The sequence below is a fragment of the Myxococcota bacterium genome, from assembly GCA_035498015.1.
Classification (GTDB): Bacteria; Myxococcota_A; UBA9160; order SZUA-336; family SZUA-336; genus VGRW01.
In genome coordinates this window covers 24,939-36,695 of record DATKAO010000105.1, presented here as the reverse complement: position 1 = coordinate 36,695, position 11,757 = coordinate 24,939, and the positions used below count along the sequence as shown (strand labels likewise).

Below are 11,757 nucleotides of genomic sequence, written 5' to 3'. Positions count from 1 at the left end.
CGACGACACACCGACGAACACGTCGGCTCCGCGCAGCGCGTCGGCCAGGGTGCGCGCCTTGGTGTTGCGCACGTAGCGCGCCTTGTACTTGTTCATGCCGTCGGTGCGGCCCTGCCACAGGACGCCCTTCGAGTCGGTCATGAGCACGTTCTCGGGCAAGACACCCAGGTGCACGTACAGGTCCGCGCAGGCGATGCCCGCCGCGCCGGCGCCCGCGACCACCACGCGCACCTCTTCGATGCGGCGCTTGGTGAGCTCGAGCGCGTTCAGGAATGCGGCACCGGAGATGATGGCCGTGCCGTGCTGGTCGTCGTGGAAGACGGGGATCTCCATCTCCGCGATCAGCCGCTCCTCGATCTCGAAGCACTCCGGCGCCCGGATGTCCTCCAGGTTGATCCCGCCGAAGGTCGGCTCGAGCAGCTTCACCGTCTGGATCACGAGCGCGGGGTCCTCGGTCGCGATCTCGATGTCGAACACGTCGATCCCCGCGAAGCGCTTGAACAGGACCCCCTTGCCCTCCATCACCGGCTTGCCCGCCAGCGCCCCGATGTTCCCCAAGCCCAACACCGCGGTTCCATTGGTGATTACGGCGACCAGGTTGCCGCGCGAGGTGTAGCTGTAGGCCTCCTCGGGTCGCTGTTGGATCTCGAGGCAAGGCGCCGCGACCCCGGGTGTGTAGGCCATGGAGAGGTCGCGCTGGGTGAGCACGCTCTTGGTCGGGACGACCTGCACCTTCCCCGGGCGCCCGTTGCGGTGGTAGTCGAGAGCCTGCTGCTTGGTGATCACGCGCAGTCCTATCCGCTGAGCGCGTGGGAACCCTACCCACGCTTGGCCAAGGGGGGCGACGAGGATACCACGCCGCCCCCGGCAGGCCCGGGAGCCTGACTCTCGGGACTAGCGGTTCTTGACCTTCTCCCAGTCGGCCAGGAACTGCTCGATGCCCTTGTCGGTGAGCGGGTGCTTGGCCAGGCCGAACAGGACCGCGGGCGGCATCGTGGCGATGTCGGCGCCGAGCCGCGCGGACTCGATCACGTGCTGTGTGTTGCGGATCGAGGCGACCAGGACCTCGGTCGCGATGTCGTAGTTCTCGAAGATCTCGACGATCTGCGCGATGACCGCCATGCCCGACTCGGGCTGGATGTCGTCGAGCCGGCCCACGAACGGCGAGACGTAAGTCGCGCCGGCCTTCGCGGCCATGAGCGCCTGGATCGGCGAGAAGACCAGCGTGCAGTTGGTCGGAATCTCCTGACTCGAGAGAATCCGGATCGCCTTCAGGCCCTCGGTCGTCATGGGGATCTTCACGACGATGTTCGAGGCGACCTTCCGCCACTCGAGGCCCTCGCGGACCATGCCCTCGGAGTCGAGTGACACGACCTCGGCGCTGATCGGGCCGTCGCAGATCTTGGTGATCTCGCGCACGACTTCGCGCGGGTCGCCCTTCTCCTTCGACAGGAGCGTGGGGTTGGTCGTGACGCCGTCGCACAATCCGAGCGCCACACCCTCGCGGATGTCCTTCACGCTGGCGGTATCGAGGAAGAACTTCATGTCGCGCCCTCCGTTGCCGGGCCAAGGTTCTCGACTCGCCCCGGATCGTCAAGGCTCTGCAACAAGGCGGCAATACTGCGGGTTTCGCCCGGCGGCACGAGCTCGGGCGCGAGCTCGGCGAGCGGGGCGAGCACGAAGCGGCGCCGGGTGAGACCCGGGTGGGGAACGCTGAGCTCCGGGCTCCGGACCACGGCGTCGCCGAACAGCAGGAGATCGAGGTCGAGCGCGCGCGGGGCGAAGCGGGGCCGCGCGTCGGGCCGGCCGGCAGCGCGCTCGAGCGCGCGCAGGCGCGCCAGGCACGCGAACGGGTCGCCACCGAGCGCGAGCTCGACCACGGCGTTCACGTACCAGGACTGACCGGGGTCGCCGCCGGCGGGCTCGGTGCGCCAGAGCGACGAGACGCGCGCCGTACCCCACTTCTCGAGCTCCCGGATCGCGCGCAGCACCTCGCGCCGCGGATCGCCCAGATTCGATCCGATCCCGATGAACGCACGCTGCGCGTGCGGAGGGCTCAGCCGTCGCGCTCTTCGGGCGCGCCCTTGGGGACGACCCCGCTCTCGGTCTCCTGAGTCACCACGTCGAGCAGGAGCAGACACACGCCGATCACGATCGCGCTGTCGGCGACGTTGAAGTCGGGGAAGATGAACAGGCCGAGGTTGAACTGCAGGAAGTCGATCACCTCGCCGCGCACGATGCGGTCCAGCATGTTGCCCAGCGCCCCCGACACGATCAGCCCCAGCGAGACGGCCGACAGCCGGTCGGCGGCGTCGATGCGGCGGAAGAACGAGCCGATCAAGAGCAGCGCCACGCCGGTCAGCGCCACGAAGAAGTACACGTGCACGTTCTGCGCGAGCCCGAGCGCGGCGCCCGGGTTGCGCGAGTGAGTGATGTGGAAGAAGCCCTCGAGCGCCGCGAACGGCACGGCGTAGCCGCCGTAGGGCACGTGGGTCACCACGAGGTACTTGGTGAGCTGGTCCAGCGGCACGATGACCGCGATCAGGATCAACAGGGTCCGGAGCTTGGGACTCATCCGCGCCTCAACACCAGCCTGAACCTCACCGGCCTTCGCTCATCGCCCGATCCACCCGAACAGGCGCTGGAAGACGTTGCGCTTGGGCGGCTCGGCTCCCGCCCGCTGGTCGGGCGGCGGCTCGGACCGCTTGGCGAAGTCGAAGATGCCACAGCCCTGCGCCGGCGCCGTACCGCGCAGGAAGACCTCGGGATCGCCGCCGCAGCCGAAGCCCGCGCGCAGGCCGGAGTCGCGGTCCACGTCGACCAGCTCGACGCCGGTGGGCACCGTGAACTCCTCGGCCTCGCCCTTGCCGCGCGCCACCTCGAGCACGTCGGCGAAGATCGGCAGCGCGGCGGTGGCGCCCGTCACCTTCACGCTGGCGCCGTCGTCGAAGCCGACCCAGACCGCGATCACGATCTCGGGCGTGTAGCCGATGAACCACGCGTCGCGGTAGTCGGAGCTGGTGCCGGTCTTGCCCGCGATGTCGCCGCGGAAGCCGAGCGCGCGCAGCGGCGCGCCCGTGCCGCGGTCGACCACGCCCTCGAGCGCCGAGGTCACGAGATACACGTCGGCCGGGTCGAACACGCGCGGCGCGTCGAGCGTGCGCTGCTCGAGCACGCGGCCGTCGGCCTGCACCACCTGCGTGTAGGAGCGCAGCTCGGGCCGCAGCCCGCCCGATGCGAACACGGCGTAGACGCGCGCGGCCTCGAGCATGGTGACTTCGAACGCGCCCAGCGCCACGCTGGGCACGGGCTGGAGCGGGCTCTCGATGCCGAGCTGGCGCGCCGTGGCCACGACCCTCTCGGGTCCGATCGCCAGGCCCAGGCGCGCGACGGGCACGTTCAGTGACTGCTCGATCGCCTGCCGGACCGTGACCGTGCCGCGGTACTCGCCGTCGTAGTTCACCGGCTGCCAGATCCCGCTCGGCTGCGCGTAGGTCAGCGGCTCGTCCTCGAGCTTCGAGACCAGCGTGAACGCCGGCGGGCCCGCCGCGCGGCCCACGGCCGTGAGCAGCACGATCGGCTTGAACACGCTGCCCGGCTGGCGGTGTGCCTGCACGGCGCGGTTGAACTGGCTCTTGCCGTAGTCGCGCCCCCCGACCAGCGCGAGGATCTCGCCGGTCTGCGGCTTCAGCGCCACCACGGCCGCCTGCAGCGGTGACTCCTTGCGGCGCAGCGCCGGGTAGCCCTTCTCGAGCCGCGCGAGCTGGCGAGTCACGGCCTCGTTCGCGGCGCGCTGCAGCTCGGCGTCGAGCGTCGAGTAGATCGACATGCCCGCGCTCTGCAGGATCTCGTCGCCGTAGCGGTCGGTGAGCTCCTCGGACAGCTCCTCCACGTAGTACGGCGCGAGATTCTCGTCGGCCACCACGTCGCGCACGCCCAGGTCGGCGACCAGCGCGCTCTCGTAGGCGTCGCGCGTGATCTTGTCCTGCTCGCGAAGCGCGGTGAGCACCAGGTCGCGCCGCTTGCGCGCGGCGTCGGGGCTGCGGTACGGCGAGTACAGGTTGGGGCCCTTGATCAGCCCCGCGAGCAGCGCCGCCTCCGGCAGGTTCAAGTCACTCACCGGCTTGCCGAAGTAGTGATTCGCGGCCTCGCCCATGCCGTGGATGGCGACCGAGCCGCGCTGGCCCATGTAGACCTCGTTGAGATACGCCTCGAGGATCTCCTGCTTGGTGTGGTTGCGCTCGAGGATCAGCGCCATCGCCACCTCGGTGAGCTTGCGGCCCAGCGTGCGCTCGCGCGTGAGATAGAAGTTCTTCACCAGCTGCTGCGTCAGCGTGCTGCCGCCCTGCACGAGCTTGCCCGCGCGCAGGTTTGCGACGAACGCGCCGGCGATGCGCCAGGGCTGGATGCCGTGGTGCTCGTAGAACGACTGGTCCTCGATCGCGATGATCGCCTCGACCAGGATCGGCGGGACGTCGGCCAGGGCGACCAGGCGCCGGTCCGCGCGCTCGGCGCCGTGGAACTGCGCGATGATCTCGGGCTCGAGCTCCTCCGAAGGCAACAGGTCGTCGGCGGCGTCGCGCACCGCGCTGATGCGCGAGCCGTCCAGGCGCAGGCGGATCAGCCGCTCGGGCGAGGGGTGACTGGGCAGGTTCGAGGCGCGGCGGAAGATGTCGAGCTCACCGGGCCGCCACGCGTACTGACCCGCGCGCAGCTCGGGGTGCGCGCCGACCGCCTTGACGTAGCCCATGCGCTCCAGCCGGGCGCGCAGCCGGATGCGCTCGAGGTCGAGCCCGGTGTGCAGGGACACCGGCCGCGCGTAGACCCGCGAGGGCAGCGCGAACAGCTGCCCGCGGAAGCGCGCCTCGACCCGCTCCTCCAGGCGAGACACCGCGCCCGCGGCCAGGACGCCCACCAGCATGAGGACGCCGAGCAGGACCGCGACCAGAACGCGGAGCCTTGCCTTGGGGTTGCGCAGCCAGGCGTCGGGTGGCGGGAGCACGGCAGGGAAGGGTAGAAGCCACCGGTCCTTGCGGCACCCCCGGAGTTCCCGGCATCCTCGAAACCCGCCCGAGGTGAGCCATGGCCGACAAGAAGCGCAAGACGCCAGAGACCGGCCAGAAGACCTGGGGCGGCCGCTTCACCAAGTCGACCGACGCCGGCATGGAGCGCTTCTCCTCCTCGGTCCACGTCGACGGGAAGCTGTTCCGCGAGGACATCCGCGGCAGCATCGCCCACGCGCGCATGCTCGGGCGCCAGGGGATCGTCTCGGACGACGAGGCCGAGCAGCTGGTGAAGGGTCTGGAGCAGGTCGGGCAGGAGCTCGAGGCCGGCACCTTCACGCTCGACCCCGCGCTGGAAGACGTGCACACCAACGTCGAGCGGCGGCTGTTCGAGCTGGTGGGCGCGGTGGCGGGCAAGCTGCACACCGGCCGCAGCCGGAACGACCAGATCGCGACCGACTTCCTGCTCTGGCTGCGCGCGAGCGGCGGCGAGCTGCGCGGGGCGCTGGCCGAGCTGCGGGCGGCGCTCCTCGACCGCGCCGGGCGCGAGATCGACGTCGTGCTCCCCGGCTACACTCACCTGCAGCGCGCGCAGCCGATCCGGCTCGCGCACCACTGGCTGGCCCACGCCGAGGCGCTCGCGCGCGACGACGGCCGCCTGCGCGACGCGTGCGCGCGCATGACTCACTCGCCTCTGGGCGCGGGGGCGCTGGCGGGCAGCACGCTGCCGATCGAGCGGGAGAGCACGGCGCGCGAGCTCGGCTTCGCGGGTCCCGCGCGCAACAGCCTCGACGCCGTCTCGGCGCGCGACGCGGCGCTCGAGCTCCTGTCGGCGCTCGCGATCGCGATGGTGCACCTGTCGCGGCTGTGCGAGGAGCTCGTGCTCTGGAGCACGACCGAGTTCGGCTTCGTGGAGCTCGACGACGCGTTCGCAACCGGCTCGAGCCTCATGCCGCAGAAGAAGAACCCCGACGCCGCGGAGCTGGTGCGCGGCAAGACGGGCCGCGTGGTGGGCGACCTCGTGAGTCTGCTGGTGACTCTCAAGGGGCTCCCGTTGTCCTACAACCGCGACATGCAGGAGGACAAGGAGCCGGCGATCGACGCCGTCGAGACCACGCGCGACTGTCTGCGCGTGCTCGCGGGCGCGATCGCGACCCTGCGCGTGAACCGGGACGCGATGGCCCGCGCCGCCTCGGACCCGATGCTGATCGCAACCGACCTGGCCGACCACCTGGTGCAGCGCGGCGTGCCGTTCCGCGAAGCGCACGGCGTGGTCGGGCGCGTGGTCGCGCGGGCGCTGGCCGACGGAGTCACCCTGGCCGAGCTCTCCAACGAGACGCTGCGCTCGTTCCACCCCGCGCTCGACGTGTCGCCGGCCGAGTTCTTCTCGGTCGAGCGCTCGCTCGAAGCGCGTCGCGCGCACGGCTCGCCCTCGCGCCCGCAGGTCGAGGCGGCGCTGGCGGCGGCGCGCGCGGAGCTCGCGCGCACGCGCGCCGAGGTGGGCAGATGACTCGCGCGCTGCTCGCCGGTCTGGCCGCCGCGCTTTTGATCTGCGCCGCCTGCGGTCACTACGGCCCGCCGGTCCGCACCAGCGACACGGCGGAGAAGAAGCCCGGGGCCACGCCGAGCGACCCCAACGCCCCCGCCGCGCCGAAAGCCCCGGCGCCCGCGCCGGAGCCCGAGACGGAGGGCCCGCGGTGAGCGGCCGGCGCATCCCGTTCTCCAAGATGCACGGGGCCGGGAACGACCTCGTGATCGTGGACTGTCTCGCGGGTGACCCGGTCTCGGATTGGGCCGCCTTCGCGCGCTTCGCGCTCGACCGCCGGCTCGGCGTCGGCGGCGACCAGCTCCTGCTCGTGCGGCCCTCGCGCGAGGCCGACTTCGCCATGGCGATCCGCAACGCCGACGGCAGCCAGGCCGAGATGTGCGCGAACGGCATCCGCGCCTTCACCAAGTATGTGCGCGACAAGGGACTCACGGGCGCTGACCGCATCCGGGTCGAGACGCTGGCCGGCGTGGTGACGCCGCGCTGGCTCGGCGACGACCAGGTCGAGGTCGAGATGACCCGGCCGGTGTTCGAGCCCGAGAAGATCCCGACCCGGCTCACGGGCCGGCCGCCGCTGGTCGACGTTCCGCTCGAGGTCGACGGCGAGCGCCTGCGGGTCACCACGCTCTCCATGGGCAACCCGCACTGCGTGGTGTTCGTGGACGACCCCGAGGAGTTCCCGGTGACTCGCCTGGGCCCGCGCATCGAGCGCCACGAAGCCTTCCCCGAGCGCGTGAACGTGGAGTTCGTGGCCGTGCGCGGCCCGGGCGAGCTCGTGCAGCGCACCTGGGAGCGCGGCTCGGGGGAGACGCTGGCCTGCGGCAGCGGCGCCTGCGCCACGGGTGTGGCGGCGGTGCTGTCGGGCCGAGCCTCGCGCGACGTTTCGATCCGGCTGCGCGGCGGCGTGCTGCGCATCCGCTGGCCCGCCGACGACGGCCCCGTGTACATGACCGGCCCGGCCGCCCACGTTTTCGACGGAGAGCTCACATGGCCTTGACGCTCCAGGGGACCTACACCGCGCTCGTGACGCCCTTCGCGAGCGACGGCTCGCTCGACCTCGAGTCACTCGCCAAGCTGTGTGAATGGCAGATCGCGAGCGGCGTCGACGGGCTGGTGCCGTGCGGCAGCACCGGCGAGGCGGCCACGCTCTCGCACGAGGAGCACGTGCGGGTCGTGAAGCACGTGGTCCAGGTCGCGCGCAAGCGCGTGCCGGTGATCGCGGGCGCGGGCTCGAACTCCACCCGCGAAGCGATCGAGCTCAGCCAGGCCGCGCGCGCGGCGGGCGCCGACGCGGCGCTCCTGATCTCGCCCTACTACAACCGGCCCACCCAGGAGGGGATCTTCCAGCACTACCGCGCAGTGGCCGCGGAGAGCCGGCTGCCGATCCTGATCTACAACGTCCCGGGACGCACGGCCTCGCGCATCGATTCCGAGACCAGCGCGCGGCTGTCTCGCGTGCCCGGAGTCGTGGGCCTGAAGGAGTGCGGCGCGGACCTGATCGCGACCTCGGAGACGATCGCCCGGGTGGCGCCCGCTTTCGCCGTGCTCTCGGGCGACGACGCGCTCACGCTGCCCATGCTCGAGATCGGCGCGCGCGGCGTGATCTCGACCGTGTCGAACGTGCTTCCAGCCAGCGCCTCGGAGCTGGTGCGCGCGCACGCCGCCGGCGACCACGCGCGCGCGCGCAAGCTGCACTACGAGCTCCTGCCGGTGACTCAGTCGCTCTTCGTCGAATCGAACCCGATCCCGGTGAAGACGGCGCTCGCCATCCTCGGCCGCATCCCGAGCCCGACGCTCCGGCTGCCGCTGACCGAGATCTCCAAGGCGAACCGCGAGCGGCTCGAGGCCGTGCTCGCCGAGCTGCCGCGCGCATGACGCGCGTGCTGGTGGTGGGCGCCGCGGGGCGCATGGGCGAGCGGCTCTTGCGGGCGCTCGCGGCGTCGAGTGACTTGCGCCTGGGCGCCGCGCTCGAGCGCGCGGGTCACCCGCAGCTCGGCGCCGAGCTCGCGCCCGGCGTGAAGCTCACCTCCGACGCGCGTGCCGCTGCCGCGCAGGCCGACGTGGCGGTGGACTTCTCGAGCCCGGCCTCGACGCTCGCGCTGCTCGAGGTCTGGGAGTCACGCGGCCTGCCCGCCGTGATCGGCACGACCGGCATCGAAGCCGAGGGCGAGGCGCGCATCGCGCGTGCCGCGGAACGCATCGCCCTGGTGCGCGGCGCGAACTTCTCGATCGGCGCAGCGGTGCTTGCCGACCTGGTCGCCGAGGCCACGCGCCGCCTGGCGGGCTACGAGATCGACGTGCTCGAGATGCACCACGACCAGAAGGTCGACGCGCCCAGCGGAACCGCGCTCGGGCTGGCGCGGCGCGCCGCCGAGGTGCGCGGGCAGGATCTCTCGCAGGTGGCCGTGTTCGCGCGCGAGGGCATCACCGGCAAGCGCGACCCGAGCGCGATCGGGCTCCAGTCACTCCGCCTCGGTGACTCGGTCGGCGAGCACACCGTGTACTTCGCCGGCCCCGGCGAGCGCATCGAGCTCTCGCACCGGGCCCTGTCGCGGGACAATTTCGCGGCCGGCGCCCTGCGCGCCGCGCGCTGGCTCGTGGGCCGCCCACCCGGCGTGTACGCCATGGCCGACGTCCTGCGCTGACTCGTCGGTCGAGGCGCCAGGAACGCTTCTTGCTGTGCGAAGCCCGGGCGCCCGCATTGCCACGGTCGCGCATCTCGCGCGAAGATCTGCGGAAGGAAATGAAGCCATCTGACCGGCAGCTTCGCGGCACGGCGGATGCGACGGCGCAGCTCCAGCGGCGCCGCTCGCGGCGGCCGAACTACGCGGCCGAGAACCGTGCGCTGGTCGCGCTCGCCGAGTGCATGGCGCGTTCGCCGCACGAGGTGCTCGACCAGCTCGTGCGCGTGGCGCTCGAGCTGTGCCGCGCTCACTCGGCCGGAACGAGCATCCTCGAGGAGCGCGGCGGTGAGCCGGTGTTCTGCTGGCGCGCGACGGCGGGCCGCTTCGCTCCACTGGCCGGCAGCGTGGTGCCCCGCGCCGGCAGCCCGTGTGACGCCGTCCTCCAGCGCAAGGAGCCCATGCTGCTGCGCGACCTCGCGAAACACTTTCCGCTCGCGGCGACGCTCGCGCCCCCGGTGGTCGAGGGGCTGCTCGTGCCGTTCCTCGTGGGTGACGAGCCGCGCGGCACGCTCTGGGTCGTCTCCCACGAGCTCGGGCGGCGCTTCGACCGCGAAGACGTGCGCGTGCTCACGAGCCTGGCGCGCTTCGGGTCACTCGCGCTGCAGACCTTGTCGCTGCGCAGCGTGGAGACTGCGCTGGGCGAGGTCGAGCGGCGCTTCGGCAAGTTCATGGAGCGCCTGCCCGGCCTGGCGTGGATCAAGGACCTCGATGGCCGCTACGTGTTCGTGAACGACGAGGCGCAACAGGCGTTCCAGCTGCCGCGCGCGCAGCTCCTGGGCCGCGACGACTTCGAGATCTTCCCGGCCGACGTGGCGGAGGGCTTCCGCAGCAACGACGCGGCGGCGCTCGCGCACGGCAAGGGCATCGAGACGATCGAGACACTCGAGCACCCCGACGGCCCGCACCACTCACTCGTGGCCAAGTTCCCGATCCCCGGGCCCGACGGCGAGGCCGCGTTCGTGGGCGGCGTGGCGATCGACGTCACGGCGCGCATGCAGGCCGAGGACGTGCTGCGCGAGAGCGAAGAGCGGCTGCGCGCGATGACCGTCCACTCACCGGCCATCATCTACATGACCCAGCCCGACGGCTACTGCACCTTCCTGTCCGAGGCCTGGACCTCGCTCACCGGCCGGCAGATCGAGCTGGGGCTGGGCTTCGGCTGGGCCAACGCGCTCCATCCCGACGACGTCGAGCGCACGCGCGCGGTCTTCGCGCCCACGCCGGTGCCGGCGAGCTTCCGCATCGAGTTCCGCATGGTGCACGCGAGCGGCGGCTACCACTGGGTGATCGGCTCGGGCGCGCCGCGCTTCGGGAGGAACGGCGAATTCCTGGGCTACGTGGGGTCGGTGCTCGACGTCGACAAGGAGAAGCAGGTCGAGCACGTCTTGCGCGAGGTCGACCGCCGCAAAGACGAGTTTCTCGCCATGCTGGCGCACGAGCTGCGCAACCCGCTCGCGCCGATCCGCAACTCGCTCCACGTGCTGCGCCTCGCCGGCGACGGGCCGCAGAGCGAGCGCGTGCACGAGATGCTCGACCGCCAGGTGACTCACCTGATCCGGCTGGTCGACGACCTGCTCGAGGTCGCGCGCATCACCAGCGGCAAGATCGAGCTGCGGCGCGAGCGCGTGGCGCTGCACGAGATCGTGCGTTCGGCGCTCGAGACCAGCCGGCCTGCGATCGAACGCGCGCATCACCGGCTCGAGCTCGACCTGCCGTCCGAGCCGATCGCGCTCGACGCCGACGCCGTGCGGCTCTCGCAGGTGCTGGCGAACCTGTTGAACAACGCGGCGAAGTACACCGAGGAGGGCGGCGCGATCTGGCTGCGTGCCGAGCGCCAGGGCCGGTCGGTGGCCATCTCGGTGCGCGACACGGGCGTCGGCATCCCGCCCGCGATGCAGCCGCGCGTATTCGACCTGTTCACGCAGGTGGACCGCACGCTGGGCCGCGCGCAGGGCGGGCTCGGAATCGGGCTGGCGCTCGTGAAGCGGCTGGTCGAGATGCACGGCGGCAGCGTCAGCGTCGAGAGCACGGGTTGGGGCTCCGGCAGCGAGTTCACCGTGCGCCTGCCGCTCGCCTCGAGCGAGTCTCTGCCCGAGCGGGCCGCCGAGGACTCCAGTGACTCACCCGGTTTTGCCGCGCGCCGCCGCTTCCTGGTCGTGGACGACAACCGCGACGCCGCCGACAGCCTGGCGCTCTTGCTGCGCCTGCAGGGCATCGACGCCGAGGTGGCCTACGACGGCGAGTCCGCGCTCGAAGCCGTGCGCGCGCGCCGTCCCGAGGTGGTGTTGCTCGACCTCGGCATGCCGGGCATGGACGGCTTCGAGATCGCGAGCCGGGTCCGCCGCGAGCCCGAGCTGGCAGACACGGTGCTGATCGCGCTCACCGGCTGGGGCCAGCCCGAGCACCGCCAGAAGACGCGCGAGGCGGGCTTCGACGGTCACCTGGTGAAGCCGGTCGAGCTCGCCGAGCTGCAATCGCTGGTCACGCATACTCCGGCACCGCGCGTGCACTGAATCCGCGCGGC

11 protein-coding genes are annotated in these 11,757 nt (G+C 71.8%); 6 read left to right on the top strand and 5 right to left on the bottom strand.

Annotated features, from left to right (window positions below; all coding sequences use genetic code 11):
- From VMR86_09220 to VMR86_09200, 5 genes are all read right to left on the bottom strand, one after another.
- Positions 1-786 (bottom strand): malic enzyme-like NAD(P)-binding protein (locus VMR86_09220; protein HTO07225.1); only part of this gene is annotated, 786 nt, incomplete at its 3' end.
- A 108-nt stretch (positions 787-894) separates the two neighbouring features.
- A complete protein-coding gene (fsa, locus tag VMR86_09215) occupies positions 895-1,545 on the bottom strand; it encodes a fructose-6-phosphate aldolase (GenBank protein HTO07224.1) in 651 nt (216 codons plus the stop codon).
- On the bottom strand, positions 1,542-2,024 hold the full coding sequence (gene folK, locus VMR86_09210; protein HTO07223.1) for a 2-amino-4-hydroxy-6-hydroxymethyldihydropteridine diphosphokinase: 483 nt from the start codon (positions 2,022-2,024) through the stop codon (positions 1,542-1,544). Before folK ends, fsa begins: the two co-directional genes overlap by 4 nt.
- 32 nt (positions 2,025-2,056) lie before the next feature.
- Positions 2,057-2,575 (bottom strand): signal peptidase II, encoded by a 519-nt coding sequence (gene lspA, locus VMR86_09205; GenBank protein HTO07222.1) that lies wholly within the window; start codon positions 2,573-2,575, stop codon positions 2,057-2,059.
- Positions 2,576-2,614: 39 nt separating this feature from the next.
- Complete coding sequence (locus tag VMR86_09200; protein HTO07221.1) at positions 2,615-5,002, bottom strand: PBP1A family penicillin-binding protein; 2,388 nt, start codon at positions 5,000-5,002, stop codon at positions 2,615-2,617.
- An 80-nt stretch (positions 5,003-5,082) separates the two neighbouring features.
- Here VMR86_09200 and argH point away from each other — a divergent pair, with 80 nt between their 5' ends.
- The 6 genes from argH to VMR86_09170 all read left to right on the top strand — a co-directional run bounded on the left by argH (position 5,083) and on the right by VMR86_09170 (position 11,746).
- Complete coding sequence (gene argH / locus VMR86_09195) at positions 5,083-6,513, top strand: argininosuccinate lyase (GenBank protein ID HTO07220.1); 1,431 nt, start codon at positions 5,083-5,085, stop codon at positions 6,511-6,513.
- Positions 6,510-6,704, top strand: coding sequence for a hypothetical protein (locus tag VMR86_09190; GenBank protein HTO07219.1), 195 nt, complete (start codon positions 6,510-6,512; stop codon positions 6,702-6,704). Before argH ends, VMR86_09190 begins: the two co-directional genes overlap by 4 nt.
- Entirely contained in the window at positions 6,701-7,546 is an 846-nt protein-coding gene (gene dapF / locus VMR86_09185) for a diaminopimelate epimerase (protein ID HTO07218.1), read from the top strand. Before VMR86_09190 ends, dapF begins: the two co-directional genes overlap by 4 nt.
- Positions 7,543-8,424, top strand: a complete 882-nt coding sequence (gene dapA, locus VMR86_09180) for a 4-hydroxy-tetrahydrodipicolinate synthase (GenBank protein HTO07217.1) — start codon at positions 7,543-7,545, stop codon at positions 8,422-8,424. Before dapF ends, dapA begins: the two co-directional genes overlap by 4 nt.
- Positions 8,421-9,194 carry a 4-hydroxy-tetrahydrodipicolinate reductase gene (gene dapB, locus VMR86_09175; GenBank protein HTO07216.1) on the top strand — a complete coding sequence of 258 codons (774 nt, stop codon included), beginning with the start codon at positions 8,421-8,423 and terminating at the stop codon, positions 9,192-9,194. The genes dapA and dapB overlap by 4 nt, the downstream gene beginning before the upstream one ends.
- Before the next feature lie 98 nt (positions 9,195-9,292).
- Positions 9,293-11,746 (top strand): ATP-binding protein, encoded by a 2,454-nt coding sequence (locus tag VMR86_09170; GenBank protein HTO07215.1) that lies wholly within the window; start codon positions 9,293-9,295, stop codon positions 11,744-11,746.
- Positions 11,747-11,757: the final 11 nt, after the last annotated feature.

What these genes read in the sequence shown, in the direction of transcription:
- fsa (HTO07224.1), bottom strand. Translation starts at nt 1,545, where the DNA reads ATGAAGTTCTTCCTCGATACCGCCAGCGTGAAGGACATCCGCGAGGGT.
- lspA (HTO07222.1), bottom strand. Translation starts at nt 2,575, where the DNA reads ATGAGTCCCAAGCTCCGGACCCTGTTGATCCTGATCGCGGTCATCGTG.
- argH (HTO07220.1), top strand. Translation starts at nt 5,083, where the DNA reads ATGGCCGACAAGAAGCGCAAGACGCCAGAGACCGGCCAGAAGACCTGG.
- VMR86_09190 (HTO07219.1), top strand. Translation starts at nt 6,510, where the DNA reads ATGACTCGCGCGCTGCTCGCCGGTCTGGCCGCCGCGCTTTTGATCTGC.
- dapB (HTO07216.1), top strand. Translation starts at nt 8,421, where the DNA reads ATGACGCGCGTGCTGGTGGTGGGCGCCGCGGGGCGCATGGGCGAGCGG.
- VMR86_09170 (HTO07215.1), top strand. Translation starts at nt 9,293, where the DNA reads ATGAAGCCATCTGACCGGCAGCTTCGCGGCACGGCGGATGCGACGGCG.